Raw genomic sequence first — 23,005 nt, 5'->3', positions numbered from 1 at the left:
ATGGAAGTCATAAAGGATATTGAGTGGTTCAAAAATAAAATTGCGCCAAAACTTGAAGGATATGGATATGAGTTGGAATATAAATTTTTTAAGAATGGTGATTTTGGCTCTCTAAATCAAGTCGAGTTTAATTCGAGTCAGATAGGTGGTAATATTGATTTTTGGGGATTGGGTTGGATCGGATTCTTTGTTTGGAACTATGAAAAGGAAAAACAGATATTGAATGTCTTCCTTGAGCCAAATCAAGAAGAAGAAAAAGAGAAAGTGTTTGAAGAATTGCAGCATCTTTTATTAATCCAGCAGTAGAACCGCTATTTTCGGAGTTCTACTACTTTAAGAGTTTACTATAGATGTTATAGTTTTCTACATCGTAACAAACAAAAATTACTTTCTTGATTTTGTCTGTAGCCTTTAAAAAATTGGAAACTGTATTAATCGCAATTTGAGCTGCTTTATTTTTTGGGAAGTGATAGATTCCTGTACTTATATTTGGAAAAGCTATTGTTTGTATCTGATTCTCTAATGCAAGTTTAAGGCTATTGGAATAGGCAAGTGATAGTAAATTTTCTTCGTTACTTCTGCCATTATTCCAAGTCGGTCCCACAGTATGAATAATAAACTTTGCTGGAAGATAGCCGCCTGTTGTTATAACAGCTTCTCCCACTTTACAGCCACCTTGTTTGTTTCTAATTTTTTGGCATTCTTCAAGTATTGATTTCCCACCGGCCCTATGTATTGCACCATCAACACCGCTACCACCAAGTAATGAAGAATTTGCCGCATTTACAATAGCATCGACTTTCATTGTTGTAATATCATCTTGTATTAAATCAATCATTTGGTTTAAATTAGTTTGACCTGACGTTGAGGTTTCAGTTTAAAAAGATATGGAAACAATGAACAAATGTACAATAAATGTGAGTATATAATAATAGCGTTAATTGCTCAATATCCATCTATCCGTAGTCTTGAGCCTGAGAGTTGAGCATCAGGAGACTACAGATAAATTATTGAATACATATGCATGCTGTTTCGAATTTGGGTTCCAGTTATATTATGATAGGAATTAAATACATTGGTTTTGTCTTTAATCGGCTAACCGAATGAAGGGCCACTTTCTTTAAAAATCTTGTAACCAATCGATCGGAGGTTATACAGCAAGACAACTATTATGCCTTTGGATTGGGGAAAGAACCGGCTGCAAAAGCGCGCTTAACAAGTATCTTTACGATGGCAAGGAACTGCAGAAAGAGCGGGGACAGTACGATTACGGTGCAAGGTTTTATGATCCGGTAATTGGAAGGTAGAATGTGGTGGATCCAATGGCTGAACAGGACCGGAAGTCTACACCTTACAGTTATGCTTTTAATAATCCAATTTTGTTCATTGATCCAGATGGAATGTTTGGAGATTATTATGGTACGGATGGAAAGTGGCTTGGGACCGATCATATCGATGACGATAAAGCATACGTCGCAAAAGATGGCTCTTATACAAAAAAGGGGGATGGAGATGCCATAAAAAAAAGTGGAATTACCGAGTTAGAAATTGGTAATAAAGAACTTCTTAGTAAGTCCGCGACCGTATATGGTGAAAGTTCAGCTTTTAGACTTAATAAAATTACTGATAAACTAAAAAAAGAAATGTTTTCTATTGCAAGTGTACATGAGAAAAATGATCTTGCTTATGGAAAAGATAGTGATCAGGCCAAAGCATTCAATAAATTGACACCTGGTCAGAGAAATGGTACAATGAAGCAACTTGCTATTGCTGCAGAAATAAATGCGCAGATGGGCGGTCCAGTTTTGTACAATCAATTATAAATGCAACAATGGGAGGGAAATAATAAATGAAGGAGAAATTTAAAGTAAACTTTTTAAGTCAGCTAAGAAGTGCCAAAAACATATTGATCCAACTTCTGATAGGTCTCGGTTTTTGTTATTTTATGTCTATTAAGACAGATGACAGTATAAAAGTATTTCTGTGGATATTGCTTGTCGTGTTTGTTATTCTTTCTGGCCCGGCTATAATAACACATATCAATTATTACATCGTCAATAGAGGATATTATTTCTATTATGATAATGTTAGTGGAGAGATTACTGTTGGTCACGGGAATGAAGAAGATATCTTTAGTTTAGCTGATATTCAACATATTGACCGTTTTATGTCCTTCAATCTAGCGGCTAAAAGAACTAGCTTCACAACAGGGGATGATTATAATTATTCGGTAATCTTTTTGAATAACGGAAAACAGTTTACAATAACAAGCCTGCTTGTACCAAATCTCAACTTACCTATATCGCAGGAAAAAATAGAAGTTCATGAAGGCTTTTTCAGATTTGCCAAACTAAAATAAATTAATGGGTAAGTGGATATACCAATAAATTTGCCCCCTTCCGCCAATTTTAAATTGCCCCCAGAGTTGGTGTTTTAAAAGAGCAAAAGTTGTTGTGCAAACTGGTTTTTGAATACAGATGTTTTTGTCCTGTTTAACAACTTGTTTTTTTACAAAAATACATTTTCAGTTTAGAGTTTCTTCTTCTTAGTGATTCTCCATATAACTCTATCCGTAAAGAGTGATGAACAATCCGGTCAAGAACAGGAATTCGTTAGTGGTGGAGCAGTTGGTGGAGAAAATTTTAAAACTATAACTTCGGAGATAAATCAATTGGGTTCGACTAAACTGACATATGTTAGTCCTAGCTTAGTAGATCAAAAATTAGACATTAGAAAGAGTAAAAAATCATCTGTTTACAGCTCTATTGCTACAATGCTATACAATATCAACAAGCCTGTAGGTCAAAGCTTGAATACTACAGCAGAATATTTCGGAAACAGACGGCCAACCGCTGCTACTATTGGGGTTATTTTGACTTTCATTTCGAATTTTTTAATTTACAAAAATAATTGAATTATTATGCTAAGTAAAGGTATCCATATCATGGCCTTGTTTTTTTGCATATTATGCCTGATGAATTTAGGTTGTGCACAAACAAATATTCGTTTATCTGATGAAAGAGATTATGAAGAATATAAACGAGGATTTGATCAGAAATTTACTGCTCATTTTCCAGTAAAGATTTCGGCTTCATCTCAAAGTTGCGCGATGTTCTCAGATAAAAATGAGAAAAAAAACGATTTTATACTTATGTTATGTGAGAATGGTATTTCTCAAAATGAAATTAATCATGTTTTGGATAAAAATAAAGATAAAGTTGTCGCAGAATATAAAGCATCAGATTCATGCTTACTAATTGTAAATCGTTTTGAAACAAAAGAGACGTTAGATAATCCAGATTTACGCGTTAAAATTGATAGTTCTTTAATCCATCGTGAATGTTATCAAAAAAAATACCCAGTCCCTAATTTTGTCAATTACGGAGGTAGTCTTCACGATTCTTTTATGATTTATGTATTGGAAAGTGAAAAAATCAATTCTTGGGAGCGAAAATTTGGAATGGGACCAGCACCACAAATGCCTGATCCATGGAAGAATGGATTTTCGAGAGGTATAGCAATTAGTAAGGAAAAGAAGACTGTGATTTATTGGACAGTCATTTGGTAATCATTAGTTGACTCAGCCTGGGCTATAGTCTGTTTAACTTTCGTTGATAACCTACTTATTTCATATTTCGACAGTATGTGTGAAATATAGATCATTGGAGTAACTGGTGGTTTCCAACAATTGCTTGTTTTAGATCAATATTATATGATTGATGAGCATAGCCTCCATCAATGGAAAATGGGATATAATATCGAAGCTCTTTGCGAGCCGGCTACGACCGCAGGTAACTTTGAGCCTTAATGGAATGCTAAACTTATGAAAGGCAGTTGCGGTTTTTCCTGTCTCGGGAAATAATCCAGAAACAGGTTACCCAGCTTAAGAAAGCTGTTGAAATTCCCAGTTCAGGGTCGGCCAGAGTGAAGGAGGATATAATGGCTGCTGCTGAAACGCCAGAGGCAAACAAATATGGAAGATACTTTTTCATACGGACAACAATTCAAAAATCAAACCAACTCAGCAGGGCAGACGCAAACGCCTATCAATATTTCATTGTTCTGACATTTCTACCAAAAAAGTCAGTTTTCTGTTATCGCTACTCCTTCTATTTCCCAGGTATTGCCCGTGATGAGCCGAACTTTTTTGTTCCTGGCGGCAAGATTTGACTTAAATCAATAGATTAACAAATATATAATATGGGCATAATTTGCCTGCTGTACTTTCGGGCCACCGAAGAAATGTATATCATATGATACCGTACTTTACTGGTTATTAATTTTTGTTTGTAGAATATGGTATACAAAGAGAGTATGGGTAAATAATAATTTTGTCTATATGGAAACATATAGGGTACTATATGCCAACGCTTAACACTAAAATATTGCTCGAATAAATTAACAAATGGTCTCACTTAAAACGCATCATGCCCAGGCTATGGCCTGTAAGCATTTTCCTGAACGTATACCGAAAGACGATACACCGCTGTGCTGCTTTTGGCACTATTCAACAGATCAGACATTCTTTTTTTTAGCAAAGAACCTGTTAAAAGTTTTGCGTGGGACTTCAATTTTCTGCAACCTTTTAAATAATTAATAACCTAAACCATTAAATATGATGAACAAGTACTTTTTTATCCTGCTGTTATTCATTTTGAGTGTTTGCTTCTCGGCACGATCCCAAACCTTCGTGCACCCGGGGGCTCCGCTGTCGGCTTCTGATCTGAGTATCTTAAAAGCACACATTAGGGCCGGAGATTATCCCTGGAAACAGGCTTATGATGTTATGGCTGCCGATGGCAAGGCGCAACTGACCTACACATATCAGGCTTTTGCTACGGTTACCCGTAGTCCTGATTTAAACCTTTACCGTTGGAGAAACGATATGACTGCGGCCTTTTATTTATCACTAATGTGGTATTTTACTGAAAATGAAGCTTATGCTGCAAAGGCCAGAGATATTTTAATTGCCTGGGCCACTACCCAAACAGAGTTTGGAGGCCAGTTGGGCAACCTTGACTTAGGGGATTATGCCTATGCCTATGGGGGCGCGGCTTCTATCCTCCGCGGCAGCTGGAGTGGTTGGACGGCGGCGAACACAGCAGCCGTAAAAAACCTTTTTAACAACGTATACTGGCCGGCTTCGGGTTGTACTTTTTATGCTATAGGCCCATCCAATAAAGGTAACCTGAGTATATCTGCAGGAGCGGTGATCGCCGTATTTTCCGATGATCCCGCCAAGATAGCGCATATCGTGTACCTGGCGAGAAATATCGCCTCTTGCGGAATTAAAAATACCTTACCCAGTGGCCAGAACGGAGAAAGTTTAAGAGACCAGGGGCATGCCCATGGTACCTGGAACAACCTGGCCTTCGTTGCAGAAGTGCTCTATAAACAGGGTATCGACATTTATTCGGACCTGGAAGACCGGATTATGGCCAATGCCGAATATTTTTCCAGGAAAAATTTAAGCCTGCCCATCCCTTACGTTCCTTTTGGCACTATTGATGCCTATTATCTAAATGATGTAACCGTTCCATGGGATCAGGGAAGGTTTGGCCCGACTATAGCCCATGGGGCCTATATCGTCCGTAAAAAGCAAAGTTCGGTTTACCTGAACAAACTGCTAAATAACATCCCCCGACGTTTTGACCCGGTAATTACCTGGTTCTATAAATCAGAAGACAACGCTACAGCCACCGTACCGGCGCAAACAGAAATTGTTCCTGAGCCTACAAAAGTTGGAACAGGGGGCTTAACCTCTGTTGATATAGGCACGGTATCTGCTGCCGGAAGCAGTTCCTACAATAACAATGTGTGGACGGTAAAAGGAAAAGGAGATATCTGGACCCATGGGGCAGACGCCTTGCACTTTGTTTATAAGGAAGTGACCGGAAATTGTTCCATCATTGCTAAAGTAGAATCTGTTGAAGGTACTACTTCCAGTTCTAAAGCGGGGGTAATGCTCCGTTCTGATCTGAGCCCTAATGCCGCGCAAAGGGCATGGATAGCGATAACGCCTGAGGTGAAAGCCGAGGCGTTTATGCATGGATGGTCAGAACTAAGGGGCGGTGCTTATTATGAGAAAGCGTCGAGACCGGTAACCAGCATTCCTTACTGGGTGAAAGTTGAACGTGTAGGGGAGATGGTTGCCGTTTATTATTCTCCTGATGGGGTAAGTTGGGCGGCCTCACATGAGGGCAGGTATACGGGCTTTACCGGCAGGGCCTACATTGGCCTGGCGGTTTGTTCATCTGGCAGTGGTGCTTTAAATACCGCTACTTTTAGTAATGTGAGTATTACCGGCGGGCAGGGCGGAGTGGTTACTGCACCCCAAGCCCCGCTTTCGGTATATGCCTATCCCGGAGATAAAGAGATGCGGGTAAGGTGGTTATCCTCCTTTGGCGCAGTGAGCTATACGCTTAAACGGTCGTCTTCCCTGAACGGGAGCTATTCTACCATTGCTACAGGCCTTTCAGGAAATACATTTCTGGATAATAATTTATCAAACGGCCAGACTTATTATTATAAAGTTTGTGCAGTAAATACTGCGGGCACCAGTGCAGATTCACCAGGAGACGGAGGTACTCCGGAGGCGCCACCGGTTCCGCAGGTATTAAATTCAGATAGTTTTAATGGGGTGTACCGGATTATAGCCGTACACAGCAATAAAGCCGTGGAGGTTAAAAACGGATCAACAGCCGAAGGGGCCTTATTGGGACAAAATGCCTATTCTTCTTCCAGTAACCAGCATTGGAGAATAACGCCTTTATCCGGCACCGATTATAAGATTGTAAACCTGCGGAGTGGGAAAGCGATGGATGTGGTGAACAACGCTATAACCAATAATGCACTTATCGAGCAACGCAGTTATTCGGCTACAGATTCAGCCCAGATATGGTCTATTAAGGACCGGGAGAACAGCACGTTCAGTATTGTGGGGAAACCAAGCCAGAAAGCACTAGAGGTTGCCAGCTCGAGTACGTTAAATGGTGCTCCAATGAACCTGAACAGGTGGTTGGATAATCCTAACCAGATTTATAGAATAGAACCGGTTACGCAACCAGACATGTCTTCTGCTTACCTTAAAACACTGGCTGAAGCGATAAAACTACGCGATACCACCCAAACGAGTACAACAATGGAGGGCGGTAAATTTCCGGTGGCGGCCAAGGTACAGTTGAACGATAGTATCACCCATGTACAATCCTTGTACAACCCCCAATCAACAGTTTTTCAGATCAGTGACTATGTTACGATATTGGAGAATGCGATGGAACGGTATAAGGCTACCATGTATTACTATACGAATAGCCTTGCTGACGGGAATTACTATCTTAAACCTCTTGACAGCGATTCGTTATGGACAAAAAACGAGACGAACAGGCCCTTATTTGATGTGTTGAATCCTAATCCCTTAACTCAAATGTGGAATGTGAAAAAGCAGGCGAACGGCAGGTATAAAATTATTTGTTTGAGTTCACCACTTCCGGCATTTAATAATTATATTTATGAGGATGCCTTATTTGGCCGTAATGTTATTGCCTACAACGACGCTTACAATTCATTTAATATTTATGGTAACGGTACCTCGTATGCGGTTCAGCGGGCACAAAACGCCGGAAACGGCTACTGGTATAAAAATGGCAATCAGATACTTGCTGTGCTTGGAAATGATAACGACCCGGTTCCCTATACTTTTCCGTTCCGTTTTGTACCGGTTGGAACGGTTCCGATAAGCCTGACTGCTTCGGCTACCGATGGAAAAAACATCCTGGAATGGGACCCAATTGCAAATTTAACCTATACGATCAAACGCTCAACCACACCAGGCGGGCCTTATACCGATATTGCCACAGTGAACACCACAGCCTTTACTGATACCGCTGTAGTGAATGGAACACCTTATTATTACATCGTTGCTTCGCCGGATGGTGTTGCATCCAGTCCGGAAGTTTCGGCCTCACGGAATGTAGGAATGGTTTACCTGAAGTTTGACGAAACCAGCGGAAACCGTTGTGTGAGCAGCTGGGGAACTATTTATGGCACTATGGCAGCTACATCAACACGTGATGCAGGTAAAACAGGAAATGCCCTTAAGCTGGATGGGGCAAGCACTTCTTATGTTACATTTCCTACCGGAATTGTGAGTAAGGTAACTGATTTTACCATCTCGGCCTGGGTAAAAATGGATGCCCTTACCAACTGGATGCGTGTATTTGATTTTGGTACCGGTACTAACCAGTATATGTACCTTACCGTGCAGGGAGGAACCACTACAGCGAATGGGGTAATTTTATCAACCGTTAAATATGGAACTAAAAACGGGGGTACAGAGTTAGGTATAACTTCTCCATATGCCTTCCCGTTGAATACCTGGGTACACCTGGCGGTTACCCAATCCGGAACCACCGCCAAACTGTATATCAACGGCGTGCTGAAATCAACCAATACCGCAATTAATATTAATCCTTCACAACTTACCCCTACAGGTACTACTACCGGTACAAATTTAAACTACCTTGGCAGAGGTCAATTTAATGACCCGATGTTCAGAGGTTCAATTGATGAGTTTAAGATTTACAAGCGGGCTTTAAGTGCTTCCGAAATTGTAGAGGGCATGAAGGTTTTCCAAACCATTACATTCAATACCATTACACCAAAACTGGTAGGTAGTGATGATTTTGATCCGGAAGCTGTCGCTTCTTCAGGGCTTCCGGTAGAATACACCAGTTCGAACCCTGCAGTTGCAACGATAGTGGAAGGGAATGTTCATATCGTATCGGCCGGAACAGCAATCATTACGGCTTCACAGGCAGGAGATGAAGTATATGGGCCAATATCACAAGCAAGAACCTTGTTGGTTGGCATTACCACTAATACACAGCTTACTACTTTATTGGGTAGGCCATTTAGCTATACCATTACCGATAAGCCATTAAGTAATTTTACGGCAACAGGTTTGCCTGCCGGGCTAAGTGTAAATGCTACAACGGGCGTAATATCAGGCACGCCTACCGAATATGGTACTTTTCCAGTAATTATAGGTGCTATTAAAGACAGCATTACCAATACACAAACAATCACCTTAACGGTGAAAAATAATGCGGTAAGCAATTTAATTGCTGCTGCAGGTGATGCAAAAAATGTACTGGAATGGGATGCTATTCAGAATTTTACCTATAACGTTAAGCGTTCAACCGCATTAGGAGGTCCTTATATTGCAGTGGGTAGTACAAGTAGCCCTAAATTTACCGATACCGGTGTGAGCAATGGAACTACTTATTATTATGTAATTGCAGCAGTTGATAGCATAGGAGAATTGCCTCCGGGTACAGCGGTAACCGCAAAACCTGCTGCCGGCCAGCTGGTTTACCTGAAATTCAATGAGGCGAGCGGTACCCGCGCTATTGACAGCTGGGGTGCTACCCACGGAGCATTGGCTGCAACAGCAACCCGTGCAACCGGAAAAGATGGAACTTCGCTAAAACTCGATGGTACAGCTACTTCTTATGCTAGCTTGCCAGCAGGAATTGTAAAAACAGTATCCGATTTTACCGTTTCGACCTGGGTAAGGATGGATGCACTCTCTACCTGGATGCGTGTATTCGATTTTGGTACCAGTACCACGCAGTATATGTTCCTTACCGTTCAGCAGGGAACGCCTACTGTAAATGGTGTAAAGCTATCAACCGTTCGTTATGCCGTTAAAAACGGGGGTACCGAGTTAAACGTAAGTGCCAACTTTGCTTTCCCGTTGGATACCTGGACACATTTGGCCGTTACCCAATCGGGAAATACGGCAAAGCTGTACATTAACGGTACTTTGATATCAACCAATACCAACCTGACCATTAAACCTTCGCAGCTCACCGCTTCAGGTACAACTACGGGCACTACGTTGAATTACCTGGGTAAATCGCAGTTTAATGATCCCCTTTTTAAGGGCTCAATTGATGAGTTTAAGATTTACAGCAGGGCATTAAGTGATGCGGAGATAGCCGAAAGTTTAACAACTGCACAAACCATCACCTTTAATGCTTTGCCAGAAAAAATGGTTACCGATACGAGCTTTAACGCTGGTGCAGTTTCCAGTTCGGGTTTGGCCATCAGTTATGCCAGTTCAGACACCACAGTGGCAAAGGTTGTCAACAATATGATCCAGGTTAAAGGAGCAGGTGTTACCACCATTACCGCCACCCAGGCAGGCAATGCAACCTATGCGGCTGCCGCGCCTGTAAGCCAGGCCTTAACCGTTCATCAAGTCGCGCAAACCATCACCTTTAATGCTTTGCCTGAAAAAACGGTTAACGATACGAGTTTTAACGCTGGTGCAGTTTCCAGTTCGGGTTTGGCCATCAGTTATGCCAGTTCAGACACCACGGTGGCAAAGGTTGTCAACAATATGATCCAGGTTAAAGGAGCAGGTGTTACTACCATTACGGCCACCCAGGCGGGCAATGCAACCTATGCGGCTGCTGCGCCTGTAAGCCAGGCCTTAACCGTTCATCAAGTTGCGCAAACCATCACCTTTAATGCTTTGCCAGAAAAAACGGTTACCGATACGAGCTTTAACGCTGGTGCAGTTTCCAGTTCGGGTTTGGCCATCAGTTATGCCAGTTCAGACACCACAGTGGCAACGGTTGCCAACAATATGATCCAGGTTAAAGGGGCAGGTGTTACCACCATTACGGCTACCCAGGCAGGTAATGCAACCTATACAGCTGCCGCACCTGTAAGCCAGGCCTTAACCGTTCATAAAGTTGAACAGACCATTAGTTTCGCTAGCTTACCTGCCAAAAGGATAGGAGATGCCGATGTAACATTAAGTGCCACAACAAATGCTAATTTACCGGTGAGCTATTCGAGTTCCGATACCACGGTTGCCAAGATCGTAAATGATAAACTGCAGGTGGTAGGTAAGGGAACGGCCGTTATTACGGCAAAACAGGCAGGGAACGGCACTTATGCTTCAGTTAGTTCGACCCAGCCGTTTAACGTGATCCCTTTCAATATCCAGGTACAATCAATGGATGGCGATGGTGGCCAGCTCACCAACAATGTGATCAGGCCAAATTTCAGCCTGGTTAACCAGGATTCGATCGGGATAAACTACAATGAGCTAACCCTGCGTTACTGGTTTACAGCAGAAAATTACGCCGGGATAAATACCTGGATAGACTATGCCCAGATGGGAAACAGTAACGTGAAAATGAAATACGTACAACTACCAAATCCTGCTTCAGGAGCGCTGGGTTACATGGAATATAGTTTTATACCTGGCGGAAAGTTAAATGCAAACAGCAACAGCGGGGTAATCCGTACCAGGTTTGCCAACCAAGACTGGTCTAATTTCTCAGAAGCAGATGATTATTCTTACCAGGCCAATACCAGCAGCTACGGAACAAACAACCGGATAACCTTATACCGCAATGGTAAATTGATATCTGGAGAAGAACCGGCACTTGTACCAGTTATAACTAAACTGAATGTGTTGTATCAGAATCAAAACCAGAATGCAAACAGCAATACAATCAGTGCTTTTATTGCCATTAAAAACACAGGCAACAGTGCTATTGATTATAGTGATCTGACTGCGCGTTACTGGTTTAGCAAAGACGGAACAGCCGGATTAAATATGGTAGTTGATTATGCCAAACTGGGGAATAACAAGATCAAAGGGCAGTTTACAGAGATCAGTCCTTCGCTGGCCGGGGCCGATAGCCACCTGGAATTATCGATCGACCAGTCGGCAGGGAAACTGCATCCTTTAAGCAGTACCGGAAACATCCAGTTCCGCATCTATAAAAGCAACTGGTCTGCCTTTTACGAGGCTGACGATCATTCGTATCTGCCAAAAGCCGCAATGGACAGCAATGCACATATTACCTTGTATTACAAAGGGCAACTGGTGTACGGAACAGCGCCTGCTACGGGTAGTCTTTCAAGTACACAGTCCCGTTCAGGTGTAATTCCGGCACAGCCTCTTACGCCAGAGTCTTTAACCAGCAATATCATTTATCCGAATCCAGTTAGAGAGCAGTCTTTTAAAGTAAGGCTTACGCCGGATCTCAGAGATCAGAATATTATGGTAACCATCAGAGACGTAGTAGGCCGGGTAATGCAGAGCGGAAGCTATCGCGCTGCAGACCGCGATCTGCAGGTGGGTTTATCAGGAAATTATCGTTTAGGTGTTTATTTCGTGTATCTGAATAAACTAACACCGATCAGGCTGATTGTAGATAAATAAAATATCATCTGACAAAAAAGACCGTCTCATAAGCAATTATGGGACGGTTTTTTTATGCACTATCTGATCTGTGATTTAGAGTTATGCTAGCCATCAGGCAGATATAAATGGAAGTCTGAAAACGATAAACCTGAGTTCGATTTGTTTAACAAAGGCCGGTGCAAGGAAAAAAACCGCCATAAAGAACAAATTCCCGGTACTCTAAGCCCGATCCGATAGCTGATAGATTAACAGGCTTGATTTAAAAATGGAAAAACCCGTAGTTGTATGTTCCTATTAGTAAACTATAATAGAAGGGTTTAGCCACCTGGAGGCCGATCATTTTTTTCCTGTTCGGAGATTACTTTTCGAATACCTGTAGATAAATATTTATTTTTTTAAATAAACAGAGTATTAAATCTGATGAGCCGTGTCTATTGGGTAAATAGCTTGAAAAAGCTTTAGATGAGATGTTGAAGAGCCTTAATCTTCGCCCTTGAGAACCGGATATATTAAAACATGCCACTTTAAAAGTTTCACATTACTGTATATAAAATTTGCCACAGCAAATTAAACCGCAGGAAACGGATAAAGACCGACCAAATTGGGAGCAGATTAATTCAGAAATCTTTCATCACACGGAGGCTTAACTCACCTCTGAGTAAATAACTAACCAATATAGACCAGTTAAATCTAAAATGTTCAAAAATATCTTTTAGAGCTAACCGTCCTAAGAACTTTTATTATCAACGAACAAACTATGCGTATTATTGTTGTTTTGTGTGTTTTTTTGTTGGGCTTTTTAAGTACTGCAAGTGCGGTTCAAAAAGTTCAATCTGATTCACTTTCGAGTAAAAAGCCTTTAGAAGATACTTCGAAAATCTTGATCAAAAAGCAACCGATCAAATCAAAGGGTCTTCAGAGTGTTCCGGTGCCTATAAAATCTAACTTTCCAGCTAACAGTATACAGCAATATCTAAAAGGCAATGTTTCAGGGTTATTTGCTACCGAGGCTAGTGGCGAGCCAGGCACTTATCAGTACATGTTTGTTCATGGTACATCTACTCCGTTGATTACGCAGGAAGACGTTTTAAAAACCCAACCATTGGTGGTTATTGATGGATTGCCTGTTCTTTCAAACGAAAACCCATATACCTACGATATACAACGCCCTGATTATAGTTTTAATAGAATTGGCCCGTCAACCAATCTGCTTGCGGGATTAAATATTGCTGATATAGAATCAGTAGAAGTATTAAAAGATCTGTCTAAAACGGCAATCTACGGACCCCGCGGCGCAAACGGTGTAATTTATATCCGAACAAGGGCCGGGTCAACAACATCAAATATAAGTTTTAACTCTTCTCTGGGTGTTGCAGCAAAACCATCAATTACCACCTTAAATGGGGGTTACGAAGATAGTTTCAGACAACGCTTTTACACCAGATATGCTACTCCTGCACAGTTACAGTCCTATCCTGGTTTTTTGCGCGATTCAATTACAACCAAATATTATGGTGAGTCATCCTGGGCAGATGCTTATTATAAAAATGCATTGATATATAATGCTGATGCTTTAATGTCTGGAGGGTCTAAGAGAGCCACCTTTAAGTTTAATGTGGGAACACAAAAAAGCGCAGGCAACGCAGACGAAACTTCTTTGAATAAATATTACACCTCTATTGACCTGAATATTATACCGAGAAGCTGGATAACGGTGAGTGCTAATATAAAAGGTACCCGGTTAGACCGGAATCGGAATAGGTACAACAGAGACCGCCTTGCAGAGGTGGGGTATTTACCAGACTTAGCAGAGGCTCCCGCACCAAATATTGACAGTTACAATTCTTTCATCAATGAGTACAATAAAGGATTTGATAAGAATTATAATAATATTGTGAATGGTTTTTTAAATGTAGCGATCAAACTGCCGTTTGATATCAACTACAATACCCGTTTTGGAGTGAGTTACAATGAAGGGGGAAGAGACCTGTTTTACCCGAGTACATTATTAGATAATTCGAACTATGCATCCAACTATTTTGGGCTTAGCCAGCGCCTGGTTTATGATAATTCGCTCAACTACAAAATTAGCCTAAATTCGAAGCACTCTTTTGATTTCTCAGTAGGTAGTTCTATCCAATGGGATAAAGACCGGTATAGCTATTCTTACGCTTATAAAGGCGTAAGCGACTATTTAAAGGTGAATTTGCTTAAAGCAGGCAGTTTTAGCTCCAATGGCGCTTTTAAAGACCAGTTAACCTTCAAGTTTCTCGACCAAACCGCTACAAACCTTTTATCTTTTTACAGTGCCGCAAGCTATAAGTTCAAAGATTTTTACAGCGCAAGTTTATTGCTCAGAACTGATGGCGCATCTAATATGCAACCGGTTCACCGTTGGTTCTTTTCTCCAGTAATTTCAGGGGCCTGGGACATCAAAAATCACAAACTCTCAAAGTCTCGGATCATTTCGGCTTTAACGCTTAAAGCCAGTGTGGGTCGGATTGGTATGGCTCAATTAACCGATCGTATTTCGTTGGGAACACAATACGCATCAGAAGCTGGCTGGACAAATGAACTCAGAATTGCTTCTTACCTGAATACCGCAACGTTAATGAGGTCTTACCTATATGGATATCTGGGGTATGACATACCCTGGAGTTATAACGAGCAGTTAAGTGCAGGGGCAAATTTTGGGTTTTTTAAAAACAGGATTGTAGGAGAACTGAGCTTTTATTCAACAACAACAAAAAATCAGTTGATTAATATTCCCGGGGCTGCAGAGTATGGCTATAAAGGATTGTTTCAGCCAGGTATGGATATTAATAACAAGGGTGTCGATTTATTTTTATCAGCAGATATTTTAAAATCTGTTGCAAAGAAAAGTTTTAATTGGAACTCCTCTGTTAATATAAATTTTAACCGGAATACCTTAAAAGCTTTGCCGGGCGGCTTATCTGAAATTATTATAGATGATAGAAAGTTACAGGTTGGCCAGGCTGTTGATCAGTTTTGGGTATTAAAGAATAATGGTATATACAATGCCGATGACGAGGTTCCTGTAAATCCATCTACAGGAAATAAAATGACCTATAAAGGCACCGAATTAAAAGCAGGAGATCCGAAATGGGCAGACATTAATGGTGATTATAATGTTGACGATAAAGACAAGATTTTAACGGGGCATATATTACCTGTGGTTTCAGGAGGTTGGAACAACAGCCTGAGATACAAAAAATGGGACTTGCAAACCAGTTTCTATTTTAATTTGGGTAGAAAAGTGCTGAATCAAAATATGGCTAACCGCTTCAATTTCATTAACCAGGAAGCAGAGAACAGCATCAATTCGGTAAAAGAGTTTACGTTTTGGCAGGAACAGGGTAATACGGCTTTATATCCTATATATAACCCCTGGAGTCCGGTTGTTCCTTATCGGGCAGAGCAGGACCTGTTTTTAGAAAATGCCTCTTTTTTTAAGCTGAGAAGCGTTAGCCTTGGTTTCGACCTAACGGACAAGTTGTTGAAGTCGAATAAGGCAACAAAATTTAAGTCCTTTTATGTTTTTGTTTCTGCGAATAATTTATTCAAAATAACACCATACTCCGGGCGCGACCCCGAACTGGTTAATACCAGCGGTATTGATACCGGCTACGGACTTTCCTTGCCAACGATGTTTATTGCCGGATTAAAAGTTGATTTTAAATAGTTTTAGAAATGAGAAGATTAAGTTATATAATGCTCATCAGCCTGTTGCTTCCCTTATTAGGGTGCAAGAAGATTTTAGATGTAGAATCTACACGTGCCATCGGGGAAACCAATATGTGGAGCTCATTGGAAGATGCAAGAGCTGCATTGTTTGGCGTTTATGCACTTAACCGGGCTGCAATGTCTGATAATAACCGACACGTTATTTACGGAGATGTTCGATTGGCCGATTTTGAACCTACCTCGAGGCTCGATCTTAAGGCCATTCACAATAACATGCTGAATGCCGATTATAAGCTAATCAATGACCTTTCGGACTGGCGCCCATTTTATGCCACAATTAATGCCGCCAATTTATACCTGGAAAGAATCCATGAAGTGTATGAAAAGGATAAAAGATTTGTAGAGCAAACTTATAATTTAGACAGGGCGCAGGTAAAAGCTTTAAGGGCTTTCTCTTATTTTTATATGTGCAGAATATGGGGCGATGTACCGCTTATTTTATCTTCACATGAAGGTAGTTTTACCAATAAGCCACGCGATCCCCAGGATAAGGTTTTTGCTGCAATAGAACATGATCTGCTTGAAGCGGAACCCAAATTGCCTTATGCTTATGATGGTTTTGATCCTGAACAAACAGGAGCTTATTATGGGCAGAACATAGCAACTTACTACGGCTACGGTTACCTGGTTAGTAAACAAGCGGTTTGGGCAATGCTTGCTCATATGTATGCCTGGAGGGGCGATTATGCGAATGCGGCCATTTATGCGCAAAAGATAGTTGATAAAACCGTGCGGCCTTCAGGATCTGGAGCAGCATTAGCCGGAACATTCCGTAATGTAAACGACGGACTTACAGTAAACGTTCGTTACATCGGGTATATGTGGGCCGCGAATCACCCAGCAGTATTGTTTGCAGTAGCCCGGGGTGAATTGGCAACATCGGGTGTAATAGAAGAATTAACTGCTGCTGATCCCATTGTACCAAACCGAAAAATCCCGGCAATTTATGTACCTAAAGACAGTTTATTCTCCATTTATAACGAGGGAGCAGATGCCCGCTTCACGGTAGACAGCGTAACGAAGATTGTGAGGTCGGCCGACGGCTTTTTTACAGGATTTGATAAACCCTATCCTGTTTTCAGGAAAATATTCGTGCCATGGTCTAGTTTCCCAAATAAACAAGGTATTAATGTGCCCTCAGATTTAGGCGTTTTTGCCAGCCCAATCGTTTTCAGCAGATTTACAGAAATGGGACTACTTCTGGCAGAAGCGAAAGCGGCATTAAATGATAAAAATGGTGCAATTGCTATTTTAAATCAGGTCAGGCTCAATAACAGCGTACCAGCCTATGTAAGCGAACGGGATAATGGTCCGCTCGTGGATGCCATTTTCAAGGAAAGAAGGCGCGAATTGATGGGAGAGGGTTGGCGATGGTATGATTATGTAAGGTTTAAGAAAATCAAAAATAACGACCCAAAGTTTAACCAGCTCATCCAAAGTGGCGGTATCTATTGGCCCGTTTCCCGAACGTTGATCAGTCAAAATCCAATGTTAACACAATATCCTTATTGGAAATAATATGAAGAGATTTAGTTTTATTATAATGATACTTGGCTTGGTAGCCGGTGCATTGTTGTTACCTTCCTGTCAAAAAAACGAGTTAAAGGGTGGTTCTTCAGAAACAGGAGGAGGCTTCTCAGGCAATACTTACGATTATCTTAAAAGTAAACCCGGAATCTTCGATTCGTTATTATTTGTGATCGACCGGTTGAAATTGGCCGATGTGCTGAAGTCAGATTCAATAACCCTTTTTGCCTCTACAAATGCCAGTTTTAGATTGGCATCTGACGACTTAAATGCACAAAGATTGCGTACAGGCAAAAAACCGATCTACCTGAAGGATTACCGCTTGGATCAATTAGATAGCCTGATGTGCCGTTATATACTCAAAGGCACTTTTTCTTCTAAAAAGTTATCGGTTCTTAATGGAATAAATGTTTTTGCATACAAATACGGATATGAGCTGAATGCTAAGGCCACCGCTTCGTCTGCAATGGGGCAGGTGGGCGCGGGGCCATCATCAATCGTTTACAGCAGTAAAAATAGAACGGAGTTTAAAGCGAACTGGTCGTCGGCCATAGCCTATTCTATCGATATACCAACCAAGAACGGCCTGGTACATATCATTGATGACAAGAACTTTTTTGGTTTTGGATATTACAGCAAGCAACCTTCTACATCTTTCCGCGATTTTGCATACAGACTGCCAGAAACATTCGATGTTGATTCGGAACCTTTAGAAGCGGAAGATTATGATAATGGAGGCTGCGGTGTAGCCTACCACGATACCAGAAGCCCTTGTAACGAGATTGACGGAAGATACTGGAATGATGGTGGGCAGTATAGAACTACGGAAGGGGTAGATCTCTGGGGGCAACCTGCAGCATACAACAAAGGTATTTATTACAGGCAAGGGTACAGGATTGCTGCTATGAGAACTGGTGAATGGACAAATTATTCTATTGATGTACCCGCAGATGGTAACTACGAAATCAAATTGCACTATAGCGTACAAAATAGCACGGGCAACCCTCCTGCATACTGCGATCTCCGGCTAGACTGGAAAATATTGACCAGGCGTGTAGCGTTGCCGATAACCGGTGGAAAGATGGATGAAATAAAAGCAGGCACCTTTTATTTAACAAAGGGAAATCATTACCTGACTTTTTGTACCATGACCTCCGTACCTGATTTAAGTTTTGATGCTTTTGTATTTAAACGTGTTAACTAATGAACCAAAGTAATAGAACAACCTTATTGATAATGAAAAAAACTATCTTATTTGTAGCAATAGCAGTTTTTTTTCTTTCTTCATGCAAAAAAATATTCAATTTACCTGAAGATAAGCCATTTCTTAGTCCGGATGCGAATTATACTTCGGCACCCGTATTAAGGCCGATTATGGGCCGTAGTAGCCTATTCAGCTATTTTAAATCGGATAATTCAAGTTTCCCGATTAAATTTGAAATTGTCGATTTTACCAATCTTGATCGATCTCCTTCAGATAAATTAAACCTGAAGCGTAATGTTTACGTTTGGAAACAAGCTTATACGGGTAATGAGAAAAGCATTGAAGAAATAAATGCCAAACGCAGTATAGAAGAACGCCCTCTTTTCCAGGTTAATTCGGCTGGTGAGTTTATTATGTGGTCATCTGCCACTGATGCAGATTTTAGAAAACCCCAACCAGATACTGCTTACCGGTTTAATGTAAAGATCAGCAATGGTGGTGGTGAAAGAGTTTTGGGCCCCTTGTTCCTGGCTCCTTTAGCTACAAGACCTTACGAACCATCCTATCATCTTAATGAAATTACTGCAGTTCCACGAAAAGAAGTTTCTGGTGCTGTTAAACGACTAATACCTGCAACCTTGGTAAACATGTTTGGTGTAACTACCGGTAATCCGTTAGTTAGAGAGACAGGTGCAGGAACCACCACATTGAAACAAGATGTTTGGGTATATTTTAAGCGCAAAGGTGATGGAAATACACTTACGATCAAATTTTTCGACAAGGATTCAATCGCCATCAATCCTTTAAAATTTAATGGTACAAACTGGCAGAAACTGATTCATGGATTCAACCCTGTAATTAGTCCTACTTCGGTGAAGTATGATGTAGCCTATCCAATTCCATTAACAAACTTACCCACACCTTACACCACCGCAGACGGGCTTCAGGCACTATTGACTTTTAGTTACAATAGAATTGGTTTTAGCGGTCTTAGGGTGGTAGCAACCATGACATTGCCATTTAATATCTATCAAGCTGGCGATTGGGAGATTGTGTTTTTCTTTCATAACGAGAATCCAAAGTTTGAAGATGAATAAGGACATAAAACTTAAAAATCAATTATTATCTGGTTTAGATTTTACTCAAATGAAAATATTTTTTTCCGTACTCACGTTCATCCTTTTATGCTCGATAAAGGACCTTTCAGCTCAGGGTACCTTGATTGTGAGTGGTACCGTTAAAGAGAAAGGGACCAATGTTGGCCTGCCAGGTGTAAGTATAACATTGAAAGGACCTCCGGATAGAGCGCTTAGCTCAACAAGGGCTGACGGTAGCTTCACGGTAAGCGTACCGGTAAATGCAAGATTAAAATTTACGATAGTAGGTTTTGAGCCGAGAGAAGTTATTGCTGCCAAGACCCTTAATATTGTACTAAATCCGGATGTAAGCACTTTAAATGACCTGGTTATACGTGGATTTGTTACCAAGACCCGCGATTTAAGCTCTGGTTCTTCGGTAAAGATTTCTGGCGACGATTTACAGCAGGTTCCTGTTGCAAATGCCGAACAGTTGCTACAAGGTAAGGTGGCAGGGTTAAATATACAGGTAAATACCGGGGCACCGGGTTTTCGGGGTAGTGTATTGCTGAGGGGACTTTCGAACGTGGATGTCAGCGCATCAACTACAGGGAATGATGCGGATGCTTTTCTTAGTCCAACTTCACCATTGTATGTAATCGACGGGGTGCCGACCGATGTAGATCCTGCCACTGCAGATAGTTTTAATTCTTTTGGTGGCGCAAGTCCGCTGTCGCTGATCCCCCAGGAAGATATTGCTAATATAGAAGTGCTCAAAGATGCACAGGCAACCTCGTTATATGGGTCGCGCGGGGCTTATGGTGTTATTCTGATCACAACCCGCCGGGGAATGTCGGCAATACCCAGATTGCGTTACACCACCAATTTTTTTATCAGTACGCCTCCGAAGCTAAGGGCTACAATTGGCGGTAAGGCAGAACGCGACTTAAAACTGCAACAGATTTACCAGTATGGAAGTTTTAAGGATATTAATTCGCTGTTAAACTCTACTGCGGCTTTGGTTGATAGTTTAAATCCTTATTATAGTAACTCTACAAACTGGCAAGACATCTATTATGGTACTACCTATAATCAAACGCATAACATCGGTGTAGAAGGTGGCGATAAAAGTTTTAATTACAAGACCAATTTTGGCTATTATAAGGAAACTGGTATCCAGGTAAATACAGGGGTTACCCGCTTTACGCTTAGTAATAATTTTGAATATAAGCCAAATTCAAAAATTTCACTTTTCGCTCTGATCAACGGAAGTATTATGGACCGAAAAAAGGGAAATGGCGTTGGCCTGCTAAATACAGGAATTGCACGAAGTGCGGCTGCATCGTCTCTCTTGCCCGGTCCCTCATTATTTTTAGCCTCTAATGATGCCCTTGCCAATCTTAATGTAGATAACAGCAATCCAACTAAGAATTTAAAGACCAATCTCGAATTTACCTATTACCCAATACCGGGATTAACATTACGTACAACTGGTAGTTATGATATTTTAAATGCAGTTGATTATACTTTTACACCTGCAATTGCCAATACACAACAGGCTGCAATACAATATTTCAATGATACCCGTAAGACACTTTATAACCGAAATTTAATATCCTTTTCGAAAAGTTTAAAAGGTGGGCATGACTTTACCATATTTGGCTTTAACGAGGTTTATTTTAAAAAATACCAGGCGAACGATCTTAAGCAGGTGGGGCTGTCTTCAGACCATTATCTGGGCCCTTTTGGCTTTATCAGTGCTGCTTCTTCTACCAGGGGTGCGGGATTACGTGCCTACAGTAATTTACGGGCAGTTTCTTTCGCGGGCAGTTTCTCCTATAATTTTCGAAGAAAATACGTTTTCGACGCCAGTTATAGAATGGACGCCACCTCTTTCAGTGGTGTTGACGATCCGTATACCAGGAGCCCCTCTATCGGTTTGAGATGGAATATGGAAAGGGAAGCTATTTTTAGTGAATGGAAATGGTTAACCAATAGTTCGTTACGATTAACGTGGGGTAAAAATATAACGCCAACAGGAAACATATTTACTGTTTATGGAACTTATAATCCAAATGGAACCTATAACGGTCAATCAAGAATAACAATTGACCAGGCTTTACTTCCAAATAAAAACCTGGGCTCGGCGGTAGGAACAACATACAATTTGGGCTATGATTTAGGTTTGTTTAATAATAAGATTCAACTAACTTTTGAGTCGTACTATCGTGCCATCGATCGCCAGGCCAGAACTTTAACCCTTCCCAATATAATAGGGTTTGACAATGTTTTAAGCAATGAGGTATCAATCCGCAACTGGGGTAACGAAATTTCTCTTACGCTTCGCCCGCTTCCATTAAATAGTAAAGTGAATTGGTCTTTCACCATCAACGGAGCAATGAACAGAGATATGTTAACCAGGTTGCCTGGGGGCGTGCAACAAATTGTAATCGGCGGTACAGTGTTACACGTAGGGCGTAATTCGCTGTCAAATTTTATATATGAGAACAAAGGTGTTTATTCCAATCAATCTGATGTTCCTGTAAACCCTGTAACCGGGCTTCCGTTACGGCAGGGAAGCTCTGGTGGCGGATATTACCAGGCGGGAGACCCCATTTTTGTTGACCGTAATGGCGATTATGTTATAAGTGACCTGGATGACCGTACGGTGATCGGAAATACGCAACCGATATACACAGGCGGATTTGCAACAACAGTGAGTTATAAAAGTTTCTCGCTTTCATTGAACGGCTCATTCACTATCGATCGTGATATTATGAATACAGCCATTGCCGAAAGATTGGTCATGACTGGAAACCCGTTTGGTACGCAAGCCGTTTTACCATTGAGTGGGCTGGATATTTGGACTAAACCAGGCGACATTGCAAAATATCCGAATCCCTACAACTATACAAGGGCAGCTCTGGTTGCTCCATTCAGAACCAATCAGAGTTTGTTTCAAGAAGACGGTTCTTATTTTAAAATAAACGCGGTTACGCTGGGTTATACTATTCCAAAGGAACTGGCGAATAAGCTTAGACTTAATAATTTGCGTGTTTATTTAACCGGAGATAACCTGGCCACTTTTTCCCGATACAGCGGACCCAACCCAGAAAATGTAACTGCACTTGGTTTTGATAATTCCGGGGGATACCCGCTAGCAAGAAGGTATACAATAGGCTTGAATTTAGAACTATAAAT

General features: G+C 41.1%; 12 protein-coding genes. 10 read left to right on the top strand and 2 right to left on the bottom strand.

Annotated features, from left to right (window positions below):
- A complete protein-coding gene (locus FHT21_RS13460) occupies positions 1–306 on the top strand; it encodes a hypothetical protein (protein ID WP_167295156.1) in 306 nt (101 codons plus the stop codon).
- Positions 307–328: 22 nt separating this feature from the next.
- On the opposite strand, the gene FHT21_RS13455 is transcribed toward FHT21_RS13460, so the two are convergent.
- Positions 329–838, bottom strand: a complete 510-nt coding sequence (locus FHT21_RS13455) for an O-acetyl-ADP-ribose deacetylase (RefSeq protein ID WP_167295155.1) — start codon at positions 836–838, stop codon at positions 329–331.
- Between the two features lie 484 nt (positions 839–1,322).
- On the opposite strand from FHT21_RS13455, the gene FHT21_RS13450 reads away from it, so the two are divergent.
- The 3 genes from FHT21_RS13450 to FHT21_RS13440 all read left to right on the top strand — a co-directional run bounded on the left by FHT21_RS13450 (position 1,323) and on the right by FHT21_RS13440 (position 3,568).
- Positions 1,323–1,823 (top strand): hypothetical protein, encoded by a 501-nt coding sequence (locus FHT21_RS13450; protein ID WP_167295154.1) that lies wholly within the window; start codon positions 1,323–1,325, stop codon positions 1,821–1,823.
- Positions 1,824–1,849: 26 nt separating this feature from the next.
- Positions 1,850–2,359, top strand: coding sequence for a hypothetical protein (locus tag FHT21_RS13445; protein WP_167295153.1), 510 nt, complete (start codon positions 1,850–1,852; stop codon positions 2,357–2,359).
- 615 nt (positions 2,360–2,974) lie between these two features.
- Complete coding sequence (locus FHT21_RS13440) at positions 2,975–3,568, top strand: hypothetical protein (protein ID WP_167295152.1); 594 nt, start codon at positions 2,975–2,977, stop codon at positions 3,566–3,568.
- 253 nt (positions 3,569–3,821) lie between these two features.
- On the opposite strand, the gene FHT21_RS13435 is transcribed toward FHT21_RS13440, so the two are convergent.
- Positions 3,822–3,992, bottom strand: coding sequence for a hypothetical protein (locus tag FHT21_RS13435; RefSeq protein ID WP_167295151.1), 171 nt, complete (start codon positions 3,990–3,992; stop codon positions 3,822–3,824).
- A 623-nt stretch (positions 3,993–4,615) separates the two neighbouring features.
- On the opposite strand from FHT21_RS13435, the gene FHT21_RS13430 reads away from it, so the two are divergent.
- The 6 genes from FHT21_RS13430 to FHT21_RS13405 all read left to right on the top strand — a co-directional run bounded on the left by FHT21_RS13430 (position 4,616) and on the right by FHT21_RS13405 (position 23,003).
- Positions 4,616–12,250: a LamG-like jellyroll fold domain-containing protein gene (locus FHT21_RS13430; protein ID WP_167295150.1), complete on the top strand. Its 7,635-nt coding sequence runs from the start codon at positions 4,616–4,618 to the stop codon at positions 12,248–12,250.
- A 739-nt stretch (positions 12,251–12,989) separates the two neighbouring features.
- Positions 12,990–15,935 (top strand): SusC/RagA family TonB-linked outer membrane protein, encoded by a 2,946-nt coding sequence (locus FHT21_RS13425; RefSeq protein ID WP_167295149.1) that lies wholly within the window; start codon positions 12,990–12,992, stop codon positions 15,933–15,935.
- Between the two features lie 8 nt (positions 15,936–15,943).
- A complete protein-coding gene (locus tag FHT21_RS13420) occupies positions 15,944–17,515 on the top strand; it encodes a RagB/SusD family nutrient uptake outer membrane protein (RefSeq protein WP_167295148.1) in 1,572 nt (523 codons plus the stop codon).
- Between the two features lies 1 nt (position 17,516).
- Positions 17,517–18,728: a carbohydrate-binding protein gene (locus FHT21_RS13415; protein ID WP_167295147.1), complete on the top strand. Its 1,212-nt coding sequence runs from the start codon at positions 17,517–17,519 to the stop codon at positions 18,726–18,728.
- A gap of 32 nt (positions 18,729–18,760) precedes the next feature.
- Positions 18,761–19,825 carry a DUF5007 domain-containing protein gene (locus FHT21_RS13410; RefSeq protein ID WP_167295146.1) on the top strand — a complete coding sequence of 355 codons (1,065 nt, stop codon included), beginning with the start codon at positions 18,761–18,763 and terminating at the stop codon, positions 19,823–19,825.
- On the top strand, positions 19,818–23,003 hold the full coding sequence (locus FHT21_RS13405) for a SusC/RagA family TonB-linked outer membrane protein (protein WP_167295145.1): 3,186 nt from the start codon (positions 19,818–19,820) through the stop codon (positions 23,001–23,003). Before FHT21_RS13410 ends, FHT21_RS13405 begins: the two co-directional genes overlap by 8 nt.
- The last annotated feature ends 2 nt before the right edge of the window (positions 23,004–23,005 follow it).

Origin of the sequence: Pedobacter sp. SG908, from assembly GCF_011759615.1 — a bacterium.
GTDB lineage: Bacteria > Bacteroidota > Bacteroidia > Sphingobacteriales > Sphingobacteriaceae > Pedobacter > Pedobacter riviphilus.
Note: the sequence above shows the minus strand (reverse complement) of the source record. Positions and strands in the feature narration are given on the sequence as shown.

Excerpts from the sequence above, each read along its gene's own strand:
- FHT21_RS13460 (WP_167295156.1), top strand. The coding sequence starts at position 1 with ATGGAAGTCATAAAGGATATTGAGTGGTTCAAAAATAAAATTGCGCCA.
- FHT21_RS13455 (WP_167295155.1), bottom strand. The coding sequence starts at position 838 with ATGATTGATTTAATACAAGATGATATTACAACAATGAAAGTCGATGCT.
- FHT21_RS13450 (WP_167295154.1), top strand. The coding sequence starts at position 1,323 with ATGGCTGAACAGGACCGGAAGTCTACACCTTACAGTTATGCTTTTAAT.
- FHT21_RS13445 (WP_167295153.1), top strand. The coding sequence starts at position 1,850 with ATGAAGGAGAAATTTAAAGTAAACTTTTTAAGTCAGCTAAGAAGTGCC.
- FHT21_RS13440 (WP_167295152.1), top strand. The coding sequence starts at position 2,975 with ATGAATTTAGGTTGTGCACAAACAAATATTCGTTTATCTGATGAAAGA.
- FHT21_RS13435 (WP_167295151.1), bottom strand. The coding sequence starts at position 3,992 with ATGAAAAAGTATCTTCCATATTTGTTTGCCTCTGGCGTTTCAGCAGCA.
- FHT21_RS13430 (WP_167295150.1), top strand. The coding sequence starts at position 4,616 with ATGATGAACAAGTACTTTTTTATCCTGCTGTTATTCATTTTGAGTGTT.
- FHT21_RS13425 (WP_167295149.1), top strand. The coding sequence starts at position 12,990 with ATGCGTATTATTGTTGTTTTGTGTGTTTTTTTGTTGGGCTTTTTAAGT.
- FHT21_RS13420 (WP_167295148.1), top strand. The coding sequence starts at position 15,944 with ATGAGAAGATTAAGTTATATAATGCTCATCAGCCTGTTGCTTCCCTTA.
- FHT21_RS13415 (WP_167295147.1), top strand. The coding sequence starts at position 17,517 with ATGAAGAGATTTAGTTTTATTATAATGATACTTGGCTTGGTAGCCGGT.
- FHT21_RS13410 (WP_167295146.1), top strand. The coding sequence starts at position 18,761 with ATGAAAAAAACTATCTTATTTGTAGCAATAGCAGTTTTTTTTCTTTCT.
- FHT21_RS13405 (WP_167295145.1), top strand. The coding sequence starts at position 19,818 with ATGAATAAGGACATAAAACTTAAAAATCAATTATTATCTGGTTTAGAT.